Raw genomic sequence first — 16,107 nt, 5'->3', positions numbered from 1 at the left:
GAGAATGTTACGCAGCGATGGCAGACCTTGGTACAAGCGTCACCGCTGTACCAAGGTCTGCATGGCGATGCATCAGGCCAGAGTGACCTCGATGCGGCCATCCGTGATGCGATGGTCCCTGCCTTGGTAGCTGACTACATAGTCAGTAAAGTCGGCGGTCAGGGTCTTTTTCTCCACGTTCCATTCATGCTTTAGGTGGCCACCGGTCAGGTCTTCGTATAAACCGTTAATCAAGAAGAACAGGCGTGCATGTTGCTCACTGAACAGCATCATGATGCCTTGGGTCGTGTTGTCCACTTGCTGTTCTGCGGTGAGTCGGATGCGCCCGTCCTGAAGTACCTTGGATTTGATGGTTCGCGCATCGAGGTTGCCCAGCGAAGGGAAAATAGCGGGGTCGAGGTTGGCGGTGACCCGGCCGGTGCCGTTGGTCCTTGCATGGTCGGCCAGCGACAAGGACAGCGAGCCATCCACGATATCGACCTGGCCCATGGTGTCTACGATGGTGAAGTGGAACGTTGCCACTAGCGCCTTGGTAGTCTGATCCATCTGGACAATTCGGATTTCCCCTTCGGTCGCCCAGCCTGAGCGGCCAATCGAACTCGAGCCGAAATAGGCGTTGATCTCGGCTTTCTCGCCTGCACCGATCTTGTGGGATTCGCCTGTTACCAGGCGGCTTTCCGGGATATTCATGATTATGAAGCTATGAACGTTCTCTGAATTATCCTTGTAATGAGGGGCAAAGAACGAGCAGTTGCCAGAACTGATATTTGTATCTACTTCATTAGCCTTGAACGCGTATTCACGCTGGCCCCACTTCAGTTGCGCTTGCATGGCAGGCTGGGTATTCCGTGTTTGCTGGTGCTGTTTCATGACCGTATCCATGTGATTGAATTGAGGCCTCAGCGTATGGTTTGGGTCTCTGCCCGCGAAACTGACAGACCTGCGGGTTTCCCAACGCATCAGTACGTGCTTTGCCATCTCGAGGAGCGGCACGATGACACCAGTCAGCGGACGAATCGAAAAACCATTCAAGCGCCTGTTCTTCGCCTTGCCGGTGAGCGATGCCCAGCGCCGCGCCCTGGCCCAGTGGCGACGTGGCCTGAGCCTGCGCAGCGGCAAGCCAGTGCCGGCCGCCAACTTCCATGTGACACTGCTGTTTCTCGGCGATGTGGATACCGCCCATGTGCCTGCGATTTGCGCGGCGGTCGACCAGCTGGCGCTACCGGCCACGGCACCACGGCTGTTGCTGGACCGCCTGCATGTGTGGCAGCGGGCCAGCGCCTTGGTGCTGGAGGCGCAACAGACCCCTCCGGCCCTGTTGCAACTGGTGTACAGCTTGCAGCAGGCGCTGCTGCCGTTGGGGGTGGAAGCGGCCGACCGCAAGTATCGCCCGCACCTGACGCTGGCCAGGGATTACCGCGGCCAGCCGCCAGAAGCCAGCAGCGCGCCGGATTTCTACCTCGCCGCCCGCCATTTCACACTGTACGAGTCGCGCAAGGGCGCTTACTGGCCATTGGCGCAATGGCCGCTTTCAAGCTGATTCAGGCCATGGCCTCGCAGCCTGCGAACATCTGCTCGCCCAGCGTGCGTGCAGTGTGCAGATGCGCTGCCGGGGCTGCTCTGCAGCCCATCGCCGGCAAGCCGGCTCCCACATCGACCGCATCGGTTTCAAGCCATGTGCAGTCCCTGTGGGAGCCGGCTTGCCGGCGATGAGGCCCTGACAGGCCATGCAGGACAGTTGCAGCTATCTCGACTGCATTGACCTCAAGAGCTTTGCAGGCCCTGTGGGAGCCGGCTTGCCGGCAATGGGGCCCTGACAGGCCATGCAAGACAGTTGCAGCTATCTCGACCGCATTGACCTCAGGGGCTTTGCTATCCCTGTGGGAGCCGGCTCGCCGGCGATGGGGCCAGGGCAGGCGATTACACCGGCAGGCTCTGGTACGGCAATTCATCCCCCGGGCTGCGGTCGAACTGGCGCTTGTACTCGCGGCTGAACTGCGAGGTGCTCTGGTACCCCACCCGGTGCGCGGTCTGCGCCACTCCCAGGCCTTCGCCGATCAGCATCTGCTGCGCCTTCAGCAGCCGCAGGCGCTTGAGGTACTGCATCGGTGCCATGTCGGTGCAGCGCTTGAAGTGCTCGTGGAAGGTCGAAACGCTCATGTTGGCGCGCGCGGCCAGCGCTTCCACGCTCAGCGGCTCGGTGTAGTGTTCGCGCAGGTGGGCAAGGGCGGCGCCGATGCGGGCGAAGTGCCCCTGTTGCTCCACCAGCGCCCGCAACACGCCCGCCTGCGGGCCGCGCAAGGCGGTGTACAGCACCTCGCGTACTCGCGCCGGGCCCAGCACCTTGGCGTCCACCGGGTCCTGCAGGCAGCGCAGCAGCCGTTCCACGCATTCGCGCATCGGCGCATCGAGTGCAGCCGAGGTCATTGAATGCGGGGTTTGCGCCTGCACCGCGGCATCCGGCGCCAGGGCCATGCTTTGCACCAGTTCACCCAGCACACCGCGGTCGATGTCCACCGCCACGCCCAGCAACGGTGCTTCGGGGGTGGCAAAGGTTTCGCACATGAACGGCACCGACAATGCCTGCACCAGATAATGCCCGGCGCCATATTCCAGGGTACGCGGCCCCAGGCGCGCCAGCTTGCTGCCCTGGGCCAGGATCATCAGGCTGGGTTCGTAGATCTGCGGGCTGCTGGCCACATAGTGGTCCCAGCTCAGCACCTGCACCTGGGGCAGGTGCGTGGGCACGAAGCCTGGGCGCGTGGCAAGGCTGCGGATCAGTGTGCAAAGCGGCGCATTGGCGTCGACGTGGCGGGTCAGTTGCATGATGGACCTGGGCAGAGGATCAGACAGTTTGATCATCGCAGAATGAACGCTCGGCGCCAGATGCTGCATGGCATCTTCGGAGAATCAGGCATCGATACCGGAGAATCAGTCGTGGGCGAAGCGACGCACGGCGCGCAGAATGCGCAGCCTGAATCGTTTCACTTCATAGCGAGGCCCTGCATGTATACCGCCATCGGTTACGCCGCCCAGACCCCCACCAGCCCTCTGGCTCCCATGACCTTCGAGCGTCGCAGCCCGCGCCCTGACGACGTCGCCATCGACATCCTTTACTGCGGCGTATGCCACTCCGACATCCACCAGGCGCGCAACGAATGGGGCATTGCCGTGTACCCGCTGATGCCTGGCCACGAGATCATCGGCCGCGTCACTGCCGTGGGCGACAAAGTGACCGCGCACAAGGTCGGCGACCTGGTCGGCGTTGGCTGCATGGTCGACTCGTGCCGCCACTGCGAAGCCTGTGCCAAGGACCTGGAGCAATACTGCCTGGAAGGGCCGACCATGACCTACGCCACCCCGGACCGGGTCGACGGTAGCAACACCATGGGCGGTTACTCCAGCAGCATCGTGGTCAGCGAGCACTTCGTGGTGCGCATCCCGGCCGGCATGGACCTGCCCAGCGCCGCGCCAATCCTCTGCGCTGGCATCACCACCTATTCGCCGCTCAAGCACCACGGTGTCGGCCCTGGTCACAAGATCGGCATCCTCGGCATGGGCGGCCTGGGTCACATGGCTATCAAGCTGGCCAAGGCCCTGGGCGCCGAAGTGACCCTGTTCACCCGTTCCCAGGCCAAGGCCGAGGAAGCCCGTCGCCAGGGTGCCGACCATGTGATCGTGTCCACCGATGCCGAGCAGATGCGCGCAGCAGCAGGCCGTTTCGACTTCCTGCTCGACACCATCCCGGTGCAGCACGACCTCAACCCGTACCTGGAAACCCTGAAATTCGATGGCGTACACATCCTGGTCGGCCTGATCGAGCCGATCGACCCGGCAGTGCATGCGGCCAATCTGGTGATGAAGCGCCGGGTGCTGGCAGGGTCGTTGATCGGTGGTATTGCCGAGACGCAGGAAGTGCTGGATTTCTGCGCCGAACATGCGATTCGTTGTGATATCGAGTTGCTGGATATCCGCAACATCAACCAGGCGTATGAGCGGATGATTGCCGGGGACGTGAAGTACCGGTTCGTGATCGATATGGCGACTTTGCAGAACTGATTGGTTGCCTGCCCCGGCCTCTTCGCGGGTGAACCCGCTCCCACAGGTATCGTGCAGGTTTCAGGTTCTGTATTGAACCTTCCCACAGAGACTGCACAGACCTTGGCGCCTGTGATGTCCCTGTGGGAGCGGGCGAGCCCGCGAAAAGGCCGGTACAGGCAATGAAGATGCTGCAACTGTTACCAGGCCAATGCCCTGTCCCAGCCTTTCCAGAACAACCACCGCCGTACCTCGCCATGCGCCCCGGTACCGATCTGCCAGGCTGGCCGCCCGTTGTCCAGGGCAATCACCGAAACGAACCCGGCATGGCTCGCCGCTACCAGCGTACGCCCGTCGGCACTGATATCCAGGGCACTGATGGTCGACCCCAGGTAATGCTGCCAATGCTCCGTGCCATCTTCGCCAAATGCCCGCAGGTAACCATAGGCATCCCCCACGATATATTCGCCCTCGCGCGCCACGCCGGCATACACCCGTGCGCCATCCTGTACCAGCGGGGTACGCGGGTCATGGCTGTAGTAGTCGGTATCCAGCCCCGGCAAGTCGGCCACCCTGACGGCCAGCGTGGCACCGCTATAGAAATGGCAGGCATTGACTATCAACTGGTCACCTGCACGATTGAACAGCGCAAAGTGCGGATACTCGCTGGCCGGGCCGATGGCCGCCACGGGCCGGAGCTGGTCATCCAGCACCAGGTGGCGGCTGCCTTGCTCGCCAACCACGATCAACCGACCATCCGCCGATACCGCACCGTGCTCCATGCTCAGCCCCAGGCTGATGTCGTCCGGGTCGGTGCCTTCGTCCAGTTCGTCGAGCACCCGCGCCTGGTGCGGCAGCAGGCGGGTCGCACCGTGGCGGGTCAGCAGGAAGATACCCTCGGCGCTTACCAGCAGCACCCGCTGGCCATCCGGGAAGGGGATCAGCGTGGTCGGCGTGGGCGGCAGGTCGAAGGGCTCGAACGGGTAACCCGGCGGCAACCCCTCCAACCCCGTGGGCCAGGCCAGGCGCAGCACCTGCGGGCCGCCCCAGCCATCGGTCACGCGTATGCCCTCGGCATTGGCCAGGGCGAAATAGCGGCGGGCCGGGCAGCGGCCGAAGTGATCGACGCCGATCACCGGGGTCACCCCGAGAGGGTCAATGCGCACCACCTGGCCTTTGTCATGCGGCATGCCGATACGTGCCAGCAGGCTGCCATCCTCCAGCAGCAGGACGTTGCCGATACCTTGCCCGTGCTCCTTGATCAGCGGCAGCAAGGGGTGGTGGGCGGGCGGCCAGGCTTCGCGGAAGGCTTGCTGCTCAAAGGCTTCGACGCCGGGCCGGTTGGCTGCTTGCAGGGCCTGCAGCCAGGCATCGAGCAAATGCTCAGTGGCCTGCGGCAGGGGCTCTTCGAGGTCATCCCAGCCTTGCGCGCGGCCCTGCGCGACATAGTCGTTGACGGCCTGGGCATAGGCGGTGACCGCCTGCTGCCACTCTTGCTGCTGGGAGTGCTGCTGGTCCATGAGCGGATCGGGCTCCTTGTTGCATACGCGTTCGCACAAAGCGCGCATGTTACTCCTTCTGCCCGCCTCGCGGTTGTGAGCCCCCGGCTTGACGCGTACCATGCCGGGCATTCCTTTCAATAACAAAGCGTGCGTCGACACCCCGGCAAGAGGGTGGCTGACGTGCGTCCTGTTGCCTTGCCTGCGGAGAAGCGGTTTGTACCCATGAATGGACCCATACCCACCAACATGCCACCCACGGCGGGTAGCGGCAGCTGGCTGAGCGTCATTGCCCTGGCCCTGGCGGCCTTCATCTTCAACACCACCGAGTTCGTCCCGGTGGCGCTGCTCAGCGACATTGGCCGCAGCTTCGACATGAGCACCGCACAAGTCGGCCTGATGCTGACCATCTACGCCTGGGTGGTGGCGCTGGCCTCGCTGCCGATGATGCTGCTGACCCGCAACATCGAGCGGCGGCGCCTGTTGCTGTTCGTGTTCCTGGTGTTCATCGTCAGCCACTTGCTGTCGTGGGTGTCACAGAGCTTTGCCATGTTGCTGGTCAGCCGCATCGGTATTGCCCTGGCGCATGCGGTGTTCTGGGCCATCACGGCTTCCCTGGCGGTGCGCGTGGCGCCGCCAGGGCAGCAGGCCAAGGCGCTGGGCCTTTTGGCCACTGGCACCACCCTGGCCATGGTCCTGGGCATCCCGCTGGGCCGCGTGGTGGGCGAAGCGCTGGGCTGGCGCATCACCTTCCTGAGCATTGCCGGGGTGGCGCTGGCGACCATGCTGTGCCTGATGAAGTCGCTGCCGCTGCTGCCCAGCCAGAACTCGGGCTCGCTGCGCAGCCTGCCGATCCTGTTCAAGCGCCCGGCGCTGGTGATCACCTATGTGCTGGTGACGCTGGTGATTACCGCGCAGTTCACCGCCTACAGCTATATCGAGCCGTTCGCCCTGCACGTGGCGCAGATAGGCGCAGAGCGCACCACGCTATTGCTGCTGCTGTTCGGCGGCGCCGGGGTGTTCGGCTCGGTGCTGTTCAGCCGTTACAGCGACCGCTTCCCGCATGGCTTCCTGGTAGGTTCGATCGGCCTGCTGGCGGCGTGCCTGTTGCTGCTGTTGCCGCTGTCGGGCAACTTCTATGTTTTTGCCGCGTTGAGCATGTTCTGGGGTGTGGCGATCCTCAGCTTCAGCCTGTCGCTGCAGTCCAAGACCCTGAAACTGGCGTCCGATGCCACCGATGTGGCCATGGCGCTGTTCTCGGGTATCTACAACATCGGTATTGGCGGTGGCGCGTTGCTGGGCAGTATCGTCAGCAGCCAGCTGGATGTGGCGGATATCGGCCTGGTGGGCGGTAGCGTGGCAGTGGCCGGGTTGCTGCTGGCTGTGGCCAGCACCCGGCAGTTCCGCGAGGCGCTGGGCGGGGGGCAGGGCATTCCTGAATGACCGTGCTGTTTTTTTCGCGGGCACGCCCGCGAAGAGGCCGGTACTGGCAATAGCGGGCTCAAGCCAGTACGGCAGCCCATGCAGAAATCAACAGCAGCCCCGCCAACACCTGGTTGAACACCCGCAACCGCCGCGGTGCCTGCAACCATCGCGCGCTGCCCACCCCCAGCAGCGCCCACGCCGCCATGCATGGCAGGGCAATCAGCCAGAACACCAGCGCCAGCTGCCATACCGGCAACGACGGCGAGGCAAACACCCCGACCACCGCCACGGCCATCAACCACACCTTGGGGTTCACTACCTGCAACGAGGCTGCGCTGAGTGCACTGAAGCCTTGCGCCGTGGCCGACTGCAGCGGGGCGGCGGCACTGCGCAGCATCTTCCACGCCAGCCAGCTCAACCACAAAACCCCGGCCCAGCTCATCAACTGCTGGGCCAGCGGGTGGCGCAGCAGCAGTTCACCCAGCCCCAGGCCCACCATCAGCACGATCGCCGCTGCGGCACCGCAGGCCGCAACGACCGGCGCCAGGCTCGAGCACAGGCCAAAGCGGGCCCCATGGGCAAGAATCAACAGGTTGGTCGGCCCCGGGCTGATGCTGGATACCAAGGCAAACAGGATGAAGGGCAACAACGACTGCGACATGATCAAGGGCTCCGGATAAACGAAGCACCATGCTCGCTGCCCGCCGCCTTTCAGTCTGGAAGGTTTGAGCAGCGCTTGCGGTAGTCGGCCGGGGTCAGCTGGTAGGCACGGCGGAACCAGCGCCCCAGGTGGCTCTGGTCGGCAAAGCCCAGGGCCATGGCCACTTCGGTGGGAGTCTGGCCCTGGGCGAGCAGGCGCCGCGCCCGGGCCAGGCGCAGCTGGATCAGATAGGCATGCGGCGCCAGGCCGAATGCGGCCTTGAATGCGCGGGTGAGGCGGAAGCGGTCGATGCCACAGGCCTGGGCCAGGTCTTCCAGGCCGATGTCGCGCTCAAGGTTGGCGTGCAGGTAATCCCGCGCGCGCTGCGCGGTCAGCGGCAGGCGCGGGTCCGGGTTCAGGCGCCGGCGCCAGTGCAGGTGGCGGGTCAGGCAGGCCAGCAGGTCGTCCATGGCCGTCTGCCGGACAATGCGCAAATCCTGGGTATGCACGGCCTGGAAGGCGAGGGCAGTGGCACGCGCCAGGTGCTCATCGTGGCACAAGGTATCGGCGAAGCTGGGCAGGGCGTCGCCCGGCGCGTGTTCGAAAAGTGCCCGCAGTTGGCTGTCCACCCAGGTGGGTTCCAGGTACAGGGTCGAATAGGTGAAGCCGTCCTCGGTGGGCGCATGGCCGTTATGGATTTCACCTGGCTCCAGCAGGAATACGTTCCCCGGCGTGCTGCGATGGCGCACTCGCCGGCAATCGAATTGCTGCACGCCCTGCTCGGTAACGCCAACCAGGAAGCTGTCGTGCCAGTGCGGGTCGTAGGCATGCCCGACGAAATGCGCGCGGACCGACTCGATGCCGGTGTCGGCGTCTTGCTTGAGGTCGATCCAGTTGCTCATGGGGGCGTGCCGTGGCAGAAATCGCTACCTTAGCGCAACGGCCAGGCTCAGTCTGGAACGATTGTGCAGCCGTTGGCCAGCGCCCGGTTACGCAAGGCCTCGAAGCGTTCGCGCAGCCACAGATGCAGTTGCGCCACTGCGGGCGTGAGCTGCTTTCGGTGCGGGCACACCAGGGTGACCGGGGCGGGTTCACCAAAGTGCTCGGGCAGGATGATTTCCAGTTCGCCGGCCGCGATGTTGGCGCTTACGTCCAGCCACGACTTGTAGACGATGCCTTCGCCCTGCAAGGCCAGGCGGCGGATCACGTCGGCATCGTCGCTGACCAGCGGCCCACGCACCTGCACGGTGCGGTTGCCCACCCGCCACTTGTCGTAGACCCGGTTGTGCTGCATGTACAGCAGGCAGGCATGCTGCTGCAGGGCGTCGGGTGTGAGGGGGCGGCCGTGACGGGCCAGGTAGTCGGGCGCCGCCACCAGCACCCGGCGGTTCCAGTCTGCCAGCGGCAGGGCAATGTAGTTGGCGTCCTGGTTGAGGCCGTAGCGGATCGCCACATCTACCGGGTCGCGGTTGAGGTCGGCAATCTGGTCAGACAGGAAGAAGCGAAGGTGCAGGGCCGGGTGCTCGCGGCGGAAGGCGCTCAGCCACGGCAGCAACATGTTGCGGCCCAGGTCGGACGGTGCCGACACCTGCAAGGTGCCGCGCAGGGTGTTGGCGTTGCCATGCAGGTCTTCACGCCCCTGGCGCAGGCTCTCCAGCACATTCAGGGCAGTCGGCAGGTACAACTCGCCTTCGGCGGTCAGGCGCAGGCTGCGGGTAGTGCGGGCGAACAGGCGCACATCCAGGTCGCGCTCCAGGCGCTTGATCGCGGCGGCCACCTGCCCCGGCAGCAGTTCGGCCTCATGGGCGGCGGCGGTGAAGCTGCCCAGCACGCTGCTGCGGACGAACAGTTCGAGGTCGGCGATGCGCAGCATTTTCACTCCAGGGATGAAAGTGTTGCTGCATTGTGCCGGTTTTTCTTTTCTGCAGGAAAGATAAGATGCCCGGCAAATCCCCTGTTCATTCCCGGAGTTGTTGTATGGATACCGTCTCGCTGGCCAAGCGCCGCTACACCACCAAAGCCTACGATGCCTCGCGCCGTATTCCCCAGGCCACTGTCGATGCCTTGCTCGAACAACTGCGCCACAGCCCGTCTTCGGTCAACTCGCAGCCGTGGCATTTCATCGTTGCCGACAGCGCCGAAGGCAAGGCTCGCCTGGCCAAAAGCACCGCGGAGCGCTATGCCTACAATTCGCCGAAGATCCTCGATGCCTCGCATGTGATCGTGTTCTGCACCCGAACCGAGATGACCGAAGCGCACCTGGATGCCGTGCTCCACCAGGAAGCCGCCGATGGCCGCTTCCGCGATGAGCAGGCGCGTGCCGGGCAGAACCAGAGCCGTCGGCATTACGTCGACCTGCACCGCTTCGATCAGAAGGACGTGCAGCACTGGATGGAAAAGCAGACCTACCTGGCGTTGGGTACTGCCTTGCTGGGGGCTGCGGCACATGGGCTGGATGCCACCCCGATCGAAGGCTTCGACAGCAAGATTCTCGATGCCGAGCTGGGCTTGCGTGAGCGTGGATACAGCAGTGTGGTCATTCTCAGCCTGGGCTATCGCAGCGAGGCGGACTTCAATGCCGGGCTGAACAAGTCGCGGTTGCCGGCTTCGCAGGTGTTCACCTTCCTGTGAGGTTGCCGGGGCCGCTCTGCGGCCCCGTCTTTCCGGTCGGCTTGCAAAATCCGGCATATGCCGCATACTTGTCGGCAAACGCCGGAAAGGAGAGAGCCATGCTTGCCGAAGTGCTTCGCGACAACGGTTACCACGAGTACCGGGCGCGCCTGCATGCACTGCTGGAAATCCCCGAACTCGCCAGTGACTTCGAAATCCACACCCGCATCACCCATGGCTTCGCTGCCACCTGGCTGGTGAAACTGACCGAACTCGGCGTGTTCACCCCTGTGGAGCGTGACCAGATCATTCCCCTGCGCACGCTGAAAACCCGCATCGAACGTGACCAGCCGCTGACCGTGGAAGAAAGCGACCGGCTGTTCCGTTCGGCCCATATCACCGCCATGGCCGAAGCCGTGTTCGGTGAAGCGGGCAAGGCAAAACGCTGGCTGTCCAAGCCCAAGGAGCGCTTCTCGGGGCTGACGCCGATGCAGATGCTAACCACCCAGCAGGGCACCACCCAGGTCGAAGAGATGTTGCTGCAGATCGCCGAGGGCTTCGGCCTGTGATTCTGTGGCGTATCAGCGCCTATGCAGACTTGAGCGGAACGGGCGGCTTGCGTGTCAGCGGCCGCTGGCACCAGGCGGGCCGGCCAGTGGTGTATGCCGCCACCAGCCCGGCCGGGGCGATGCTGGAGGTGCTGGTGCACCTGGAGATCGACCCTGAGGATTTCCCCACCACCATGCGGCTGCTGCGTATCGAGTTGCCCGACACTGTTTCGCAAGCGCAGTTGCCCGCCTTGCAGCCTGGCTGGTCGAGCCAGACTGAACTGACCCGGGGCCTGGGCAACCGTTTTCTGGATGAGTGTTCGGCGTTGCTGCTGCCGGTGCCGAGCGCGATCATGCCCAGCACCACCAATTACCTGTTCAACCCGCGCCATCCGCAGGCAAACAGCGCCAGGCTCGAGGTCGAGGACTTCACCCCGGACAGCCGTCTGTTTTAGGGAAGTTTCACCAAAGTGCCGCTGACGCCGCTGTCAGCACCCGGCCAAACACTTCGAGGGCCTTGTCCACTTCGGCCTCGTTGCTGAAGCGCCCGATGCTCAGGCGCACGCTGTTGCGTGCCTGGCGTTCATCCAGCCCCAGCGCGAGCAGCACATGCGAGGCCGCATTGCTCGCCGAATTGCAGGCCGAGGTGGTCGACAACGCCAGCTCGCTGGCCAGCGCCGCGCTGTTGAAGCCCTTGCTGTCGATACACAGGTTCAGCGTATGGGGAATGCGTTGTTTGGCGCAGCCGTTGAGGGTGACGCCGGGCAGGGCCAGCAGGCCTTCACGCAGGCGCCTGGCCAGTTGTTCGAGGCGCAGGTGTTCGCTGTCGCCGGGCTGGCCGGCCAGGGCAAAGGCACTGCCCATGCCGGCAATCTGGTGGGTCGCCAGGGTGCCGGAGCGCAGGCCTTGCTCATGGCCGCCGCCGTGCATCTGCGCACGCATCAGCGTGCGGGCGCGTGGCCCCACGTAGAGCGCACCGATGCCCTTGGGCCCATACACCTTGTGCGCCGAGAACGACATCAAGTCCACGGCCATGGCGTTCAGGTCGATGGCCAGTTTGCCCACCGCCTGCGCCGCATCCACGTGCAGCAGGGCACCGTGGGCACGTACCTGTTCGCCAATCGCGGCAAAGTCGGTGATCGTGCCCAGTTCATTGTTCACCGCCATCAGCGATACCAGGCGGGTGTCGGCGCGCAACGCTGCCTGCACCGCCGCAGGCTGAATCAGGCCGGCGGCATCCGGTGCCAGGCGGGTAACGGCCCAGCCCTGGCGCTCCAGTTCGGCCACCGTGTCGAGCACGGCCTTGTGTTCCAGTTGGCTGGTGATCAGGTGCTCGGGCTGGCCGAGGCCCTGGGCAATGCCCTTGAGCGCCAGGTTGTTGGACTCGGTCGCACCTGAAGTCCAGACCAGTGCATCGGCCTGCGCGCCGACGCGTTCGGCCACTTGCTGACGGGCCTGCTCCACGGCGTGGCGGGCTGCCTGGCCGAAGGCATGGCCACTGGACGCCGGGTTGCCGAAGTTGCCCTGGCTGCCAAGGCAGGCGAGCATGGTTTCGATGACCCGGTCGTCGACCGGAGTGGTGGCGGCGTAATCGAAATAGAGCGGGGCGCTGGGCATGAGGGCGGGTCCGTGTCTGTCGCCGTGAAATCGGCAAACGTTGGAGCAAGCGTACCCGCTACTTCGGAGATATTTTTCACTTCCAGCGGCTCTATTCTGGAAACTATCAAGAAAAATTTCTATCTATCGAGTTTTTCTTGGAATTTTTTTCTCCGCATCCCGCCATTCTGTTCAGGCTGGTTCCAAGGCCCTCTCTTCCTCGGCCACCACACGTTCGCACAACTCGGTGATCTGCTCGCGCATCCAGCGGTTGGCCGGGTCCTGATCGGTGCTTTCATGCCAGTACAGGTGCGTTTCCAGCGCAGGCACCTCCACCGGCAGTGGCTGGTAACGCAACTGATGGCGGCGGGCGAAGCGCTCGGGGACGGTCATCGCCATGTCGGTCTGCTGCAACACCTGCGAGGCCATCAGGTAATGCTGCGAGCGCAAGGCAACCTTGCGCTGCACGCCCATCTTGCCCAGGGCCAGGTCGACATAGCCCAGGCCGTTGCGGCGGCTGGAAATATGGATGTGGGTCATGCCGAGGTAGTTGTCGAGGGTCAGCTTGCTGTCGGCCAGCGGGTGGCCCTGGCGCAGGGCGCAGACATAGCGGTCTTGCATCAGTTTGACGTGGCGTACTTGCGGGTCGGTGTTCAACGGTGCGTCGATGGCGAAGTCCAGGCGGCCGGCGGCAAGTTCCTTGGTGGTCTCGCGGCGCTTGCACAAAAAGCTTTCGATCAGCACCGCCGGCGCCAGGCGGCGCAAGCGCTGGAACAGCGGCGGCAGGATGACCGCTTCGGTCAGGTCGGTCATGCTGATGCGGAAAGTCTTGTTGGCCTGTTGCGGGTTGAAAATGCGGCTTTCCTGCACCGAGGTGCGCAACAGTGCCAAGGCATTGCGCACCGGGCCGATGATGTTCTGCGCCATGGGCGTTGGCACCATGCCTTGCGCGGTGCGCACGAACAGCGGGTCATTGAAGGTTTCGCGCAGCCGCGAAAGGGCGTTGGACACTGCCGGCTGGGTGATGCCCACGATCTGCCCGGCGCGGGTCAGGTTGGCTTCGGTGTAGATCGCATCGAACACGATGAACAGGTTGAGGTCGACCTTGCTGAGGTTCATGGGCGCCGCTCTTTGTTGGAATTATTGGTCGATCATATATCGGTTATGAATGTTTATACACGCGGAAAATAGGCTAGGTGGATGAGGCCATGCTGCTCTAGGCTCTGGCCCATGTACTCCGAACCGTGAAGGTAGCCCCGATGGATTTCGCCTATTCGCCCAAGGTCCAGGCACTGCGTGAGCGCGTCAGCGCGTTCATGGACGCCTATGTCTACCCCGCCGAGGCGGTGTTCGAGCGCCAGGTCGCCGAGGGTGACCGCTGGCAGCCCACCGCGATCATGGAAGAACTCAAGGCCAAGGCCCGCGCTGAAGGGCTGTGGAACCTGTTCCTGCCCGAATCGGAATACGGTGCCGGCCTGAGCAACCTGGAATACGCCCCGCTGGCGGAAATCATGGGCCGTTCGTTGCTCGGCCCGGAGCCGTTCAACTGCTCGGCGCCGGACACCGGCAACATGGAAGTGCTGGTGCGCTATGGCAGTGAAGCGCAGAAGCGCCAGTGGCTGGAGCCGCTGCTGCGTGGCGAGATCCGTTCGGCGTTCGCCATGACCGAACCGGACGTGGCCTCCTCGGATGCCACCAACATGGCCGCCACCGCCGTGCGTGACGGTGACCAATGGGTAATCAACGGCCGCAAGTGGTGGACCTCCGGCGCTTGCGACCCGCGCTGCAAGGTAATGATCTTCATGGGCTTGTCCGACCCTGAAGGGCCACGCCACCAGCAGCACTCGATGGTGCTGGTGCCCACCGATGCGCCTGGGGTGAAGATCGTCCGCCCGCTGCCGGTGTTCGGCTATGACGATGCTCCCCATGGCCACGCCGAGGTGCTCTTCGAGAATGTGCGGGTACCGTATGAGAACGTGATCCTGGGTGAAGGCCGTGGCTTCGAAATTGCCCAGGGGCGCCTTGGCCCTGGCCGTATCCACCACTGCATGCGCTCGATCGGCATGGCCGAGCGCGCGCTGGAACTGATGTGCAAGCGCTCGGTGGAGCGTATCGCCTTCGGCCGGCCACTGGCGCGTCTGGGCGGCAACGTCGACAAGATTGCCGACTCGCGCATGGAGATCGACATGGCCCGGCTGCTGACGTTGAAAGCGGCCTACATGATGGACACGGTCGGCAACAAGGTAGCCCGCAGCGAGATTGCGCAAATCAAGGTAGTGGCGCCGAACGTCGCACTGAAGGTGATCGACCGGGCGATCCAGATTCATGGCGGGGCAGGGGTGAGTGGCGATTTCCCGCTGGCTTACATGTACGCCATGCAACGCACCTTGCGCCTGGCCGACGGGCCAGATGAAGTGCACCGGGCGGCGATCGGCAAGTATGAGATCGGCAAGTACGTGCCGGCGGAGATGATGCGTAGCGGGCGGTGATTTACCGGCTTGTTCCGGCCTCTTCGCGGGCTTGCCCGCTAAGAGGCCCTTGAAGGCTCACTGGTTCTCTGGATGGTCAGACCCGCATCTGCGGGTCTTCCTCCTTCTCGCTGACTGTGCGATCGGCATTTGAAGGCTGTCTGGATTGAGCACCCTTGATTTCCGGCTTTTCCCCCCGCGTCTTGATCAACGAAACCACCACCCCACCCAGCAACAACCCGAACGTCACCCCCAGCGACAGCAATGCTGGCACCTTGCCCACCATGCCGTGGTAGAAGATTTTGCAGCCAATGAAGATCAGCACCAGCGCGAGCGCGTACTTGAGGTAAACGAACCGGTGCATCAGCGCCGCCAGCGCAAAATACAACGAGCGCAAGCCGAGGATGGCGAAGATGTTCGAGGTGTAGACGATGAACGGGTCCTGGGTGATGGCGAAGATTGCCGGGACACTGTCGACGGCGAACACCAGGTCGGCCAGTTCGATCAGCACCAGCGCCATGAACAGCGGGGTGGCATGGCGTAGCGCCTTGTGCTGCCCGGGCGGGGTCTGCTGCACGAAGAAGTGCGAGCCGTGGATCTGCTCGGTGACCCGCATGTGCCGGCGCACGAACTTGAGGATCGGGTTGTTGGCCAGGTCGGGGCGGCTATCTTCCTTCGACAGCGCCATCTTCACCCCGGTAAACAGCAGGAAGGCACCGAAGATATACAGTACCCAGGCGAAGTTCTGCACCAGCGCCGCGCCCACGCCGATCATGATCGCCCGCAGGAACACCACCCCGAGGATGCCCCAGAACAGCACGCGGTGCTGGTAGCGGCGGGGGATGGCGAAATAGCTGAAGATCATCGCCATGACGAACACGTTGTCCATCGACAGCGACTGTTCGACCAGGAACCCGGTGTAGAACTCCAGCGCCGACTGCGCGCCCAACTGGTACCAGACACCGACGCCGAACAGCACGCCGACGCTGAAATAGCCCGAATACAGCAGCAGGCTCTCGCGCATTTCGATTTCCCGGTCGTGACGGTGCAGCACGCCCAGGTCGAGTACCAGCAAACCGATGACGATGGCCATGAACACCAGCCACAACCAGGTGCTGGTACCGAGGAACGGGGTGGTGAGGAATGTGTGTAGAGCTGTCATGAGCCCCTCCTTGAATGTCGACGTTGCATGGCAACAGTGATCCGACATGGCGGCCTGGCAGCCGTCAGAGGGGCCCGGTATCACATGGGCTTGAGCCTAGACCCGTTTGCCGGTGATGCCG

The 16,107-nt window shown here is 63.7% G+C and carries 16 protein-coding genes; 7 read left to right on the top strand and 9 right to left on the bottom strand.

What is annotated here, in order from left to right:
- Nucleotides 1-72: 72 nt before the first annotated feature.
- Complete coding sequence (locus WM94_RS16835; RefSeq protein WP_061551753.1) at nucleotides 73-870, bottom strand: hypothetical protein; 798 nt, start codon at nucleotides 868-870, stop codon at nucleotides 73-75.
- A 124-nt stretch (nucleotides 871-994) separates the two neighbouring features.
- Here WM94_RS16835 and thpR point away from each other — a divergent pair, with 124 nt between their 5' ends.
- A complete protein-coding gene (gene thpR, locus WM94_RS16830) occupies nucleotides 995-1,540 on the top strand; it encodes an RNA 2',3'-cyclic phosphodiesterase (RefSeq protein ID WP_061551752.1) in 546 nt (181 codons plus the stop codon).
- 380 nt (nucleotides 1,541-1,920) lie between these two features.
- On the opposite strand, the gene WM94_RS16825 is transcribed toward thpR, so the two are convergent.
- Complete coding sequence (locus WM94_RS16825) at nucleotides 1,921-2,826, bottom strand: AraC family transcriptional regulator (RefSeq protein ID WP_024087366.1); 906 nt, start codon at nucleotides 2,824-2,826, stop codon at nucleotides 1,921-1,923.
- 180 nt (nucleotides 2,827-3,006) lie between these two features.
- Between WM94_RS16825 and calA the strand changes: the two genes are divergently transcribed.
- Nucleotides 3,007-4,059 carry a vanillin reductase gene (calA, locus tag WM94_RS16820; protein WP_061551777.1) on the top strand — a complete coding sequence of 351 codons (1,053 nt, stop codon included), beginning with the start codon at nucleotides 3,007-3,009 and terminating at the stop codon, nucleotides 4,057-4,059.
- Nucleotides 4,060-4,238: 179 nt separating this feature from the next.
- On the opposite strand, the gene WM94_RS16815 is transcribed toward calA, so the two are convergent.
- Nucleotides 4,239-5,558 carry a hypothetical protein gene (locus tag WM94_RS16815; protein WP_061551776.1) on the bottom strand — a complete coding sequence of 440 codons (1,320 nt, stop codon included), beginning with the start codon at nucleotides 5,556-5,558 and terminating at the stop codon, nucleotides 4,239-4,241.
- A 204-nt stretch (nucleotides 5,559-5,762) separates the two neighbouring features.
- Here WM94_RS16815 and WM94_RS16810 point away from each other — a divergent pair, with 204 nt between their 5' ends.
- Entirely contained in the window at nucleotides 5,763-6,980 is a 1,218-nt protein-coding gene (locus tag WM94_RS16810; RefSeq protein WP_061551751.1) for a sugar transporter, read from the top strand.
- A 58-nt stretch (nucleotides 6,981-7,038) separates the two neighbouring features.
- On the opposite strand, the gene WM94_RS16805 is transcribed toward WM94_RS16810, so the two are convergent.
- Genes WM94_RS16805 through WM94_RS16795 form a run of 3 tightly spaced genes read right to left on the bottom strand, consistent with a single transcriptional unit; the run spans nucleotide 7,039 to nucleotide 9,475 of the window.
- Nucleotides 7,039-7,623 (bottom strand): LysE family translocator, encoded by a 585-nt coding sequence (locus WM94_RS16805; protein ID WP_061551750.1) that lies wholly within the window; start codon nucleotides 7,621-7,623, stop codon nucleotides 7,039-7,041.
- A gap of 50 nt (nucleotides 7,624-7,673) precedes the next feature.
- On the bottom strand, nucleotides 7,674-8,504 hold the full coding sequence (locus tag WM94_RS16800; protein ID WP_061551749.1) for an AraC family transcriptional regulator: 831 nt from the start codon (nucleotides 8,502-8,504) through the stop codon (nucleotides 7,674-7,676).
- A gap of 47 nt (nucleotides 8,505-8,551) precedes the next feature.
- Entirely contained in the window at nucleotides 8,552-9,475 is a 924-nt protein-coding gene (locus WM94_RS16795) for a LysR family transcriptional regulator (RefSeq protein ID WP_015270853.1), read from the bottom strand.
- Between the two features lie 104 nt (nucleotides 9,476-9,579).
- Between WM94_RS16795 and nfsB the strand changes: the two genes are divergently transcribed.
- The 3 genes from nfsB to WM94_RS16780 all read left to right on the top strand — a co-directional run bounded on the left by nfsB (nucleotide 9,580) and on the right by WM94_RS16780 (nucleotide 11,215).
- Entirely contained in the window at nucleotides 9,580-10,233 is a 654-nt protein-coding gene (gene nfsB / locus WM94_RS16790; RefSeq protein ID WP_061304057.1) for an oxygen-insensitive NAD(P)H nitroreductase, read from the top strand.
- A gap of 98 nt (nucleotides 10,234-10,331) precedes the next feature.
- Nucleotides 10,332-10,781: an antitoxin Xre/MbcA/ParS toxin-binding domain-containing protein gene (locus WM94_RS16785; protein WP_013973163.1), complete on the top strand. Its 450-nt coding sequence runs from the start codon at nucleotides 10,332-10,334 to the stop codon at nucleotides 10,779-10,781.
- Complete coding sequence (locus WM94_RS16780) at nucleotides 10,778-11,215, top strand: RES family NAD+ phosphorylase (RefSeq protein ID WP_015270851.1); 438 nt, start codon at nucleotides 10,778-10,780, stop codon at nucleotides 11,213-11,215. The genes WM94_RS16785 and WM94_RS16780 overlap by 4 nt, the downstream gene beginning before the upstream one ends.
- Before the next feature lie 7 nt (nucleotides 11,216-11,222).
- Here the strand turns inward: WM94_RS16780 and WM94_RS16775 are convergent, their stop codons facing one another.
- Together WM94_RS16775 and WM94_RS16770 are read right to left on the bottom strand one after the other, a co-directional pair.
- The gene (locus WM94_RS16775; RefSeq protein WP_061551748.1) at nucleotides 11,223-12,377 is read right to left on the bottom strand and encodes a cysteine desulfurase family protein; all 1,155 of its coding nucleotides are present in this window, start codon (nucleotides 12,375-12,377) and stop codon (nucleotides 11,223-11,225) included.
- A 171-nt stretch (nucleotides 12,378-12,548) separates the two neighbouring features.
- Nucleotides 12,549-13,475, bottom strand: coding sequence for a LysR family transcriptional regulator (locus WM94_RS16770; protein ID WP_013973160.1), 927 nt, complete (start codon nucleotides 13,473-13,475; stop codon nucleotides 12,549-12,551).
- A 140-nt stretch (nucleotides 13,476-13,615) separates the two neighbouring features.
- Between WM94_RS16770 and WM94_RS16765 the strand changes: the two genes are divergently transcribed.
- Nucleotides 13,616-14,845 (top strand): acyl-CoA dehydrogenase, encoded by a 1,230-nt coding sequence (locus tag WM94_RS16765; RefSeq protein WP_061551747.1) that lies wholly within the window; start codon nucleotides 13,616-13,618, stop codon nucleotides 14,843-14,845.
- Between the two features lie 76 nt (nucleotides 14,846-14,921).
- Here the strand turns inward: WM94_RS16765 and WM94_RS16760 are convergent, their stop codons facing one another.
- Complete coding sequence (locus tag WM94_RS16760; protein WP_061551746.1) at nucleotides 14,922-15,986, bottom strand: TerC family protein; 1,065 nt, start codon at nucleotides 15,984-15,986, stop codon at nucleotides 14,922-14,924.
- Between the last annotated feature and the right edge of the window lie 121 nt (nucleotides 15,987-16,107).

This window comes from Pseudomonas sp. ABFPK (assembly GCF_001586765.1).
GTDB lineage: Bacteria > Pseudomonadota > Gammaproteobacteria > Pseudomonadales > Pseudomonadaceae > Aquipseudomonas > Aquipseudomonas asiatica.
This window is presented reverse-complemented; position numbering and strand designations above follow the sequence as displayed.

Excerpts from the sequence above, each read along its gene's own strand:
- WM94_RS16835 (WP_061551753.1), bottom strand. The coding sequence starts at position 870 with ATGAAACAGCACCAGCAAACACGGAATACCCAGCCTGCCATGCAAGCG.
- thpR (WP_061551752.1), top strand. The coding sequence starts at position 995 with ATGACACCAGTCAGCGGACGAATCGAAAAACCATTCAAGCGCCTGTTC.
- WM94_RS16825 (WP_024087366.1), bottom strand. The coding sequence starts at position 2,826 with ATGCAACTGACCCGCCACGTCGACGCCAATGCGCCGCTTTGCACACTG.
- calA (WP_061551777.1), top strand. The coding sequence starts at position 3,007 with ATGTATACCGCCATCGGTTACGCCGCCCAGACCCCCACCAGCCCTCTG.
- WM94_RS16815 (WP_061551776.1), bottom strand. The coding sequence starts at position 5,558 with ATGGACCAGCAGCACTCCCAGCAGCAAGAGTGGCAGCAGGCGGTCACC.
- WM94_RS16810 (WP_061551751.1), top strand. The coding sequence starts at position 5,763 with ATGAATGGACCCATACCCACCAACATGCCACCCACGGCGGGTAGCGGC.
- WM94_RS16805 (WP_061551750.1), bottom strand. The coding sequence starts at position 7,623 with ATGTCGCAGTCGTTGTTGCCCTTCATCCTGTTTGCCTTGGTATCCAGC.
- WM94_RS16800 (WP_061551749.1), bottom strand. The coding sequence starts at position 8,504 with ATGAGCAACTGGATCGACCTCAAGCAAGACGCCGACACCGGCATCGAG.
- WM94_RS16795 (WP_015270853.1), bottom strand. The coding sequence starts at position 9,475 with ATGCTGCGCATCGCCGACCTCGAACTGTTCGTCCGCAGCAGCGTGCTG.
- nfsB (WP_061304057.1), top strand. The coding sequence starts at position 9,580 with ATGGATACCGTCTCGCTGGCCAAGCGCCGCTACACCACCAAAGCCTAC.
- WM94_RS16785 (WP_013973163.1), top strand. The coding sequence starts at position 10,332 with ATGCTTGCCGAAGTGCTTCGCGACAACGGTTACCACGAGTACCGGGCG.
- WM94_RS16775 (WP_061551748.1), bottom strand. The coding sequence starts at position 12,377 with ATGCCCAGCGCCCCGCTCTATTTCGATTACGCCGCCACCACTCCGGTC.
- WM94_RS16770 (WP_013973160.1), bottom strand. The coding sequence starts at position 13,475 with ATGAACCTCAGCAAGGTCGACCTCAACCTGTTCATCGTGTTCGATGCG.
- WM94_RS16765 (WP_061551747.1), top strand. The coding sequence starts at position 13,616 with ATGGATTTCGCCTATTCGCCCAAGGTCCAGGCACTGCGTGAGCGCGTC.
- WM94_RS16760 (WP_061551746.1), bottom strand. The coding sequence starts at position 15,986 with ATGACAGCTCTACACACATTCCTCACCACCCCGTTCCTCGGTACCAGC.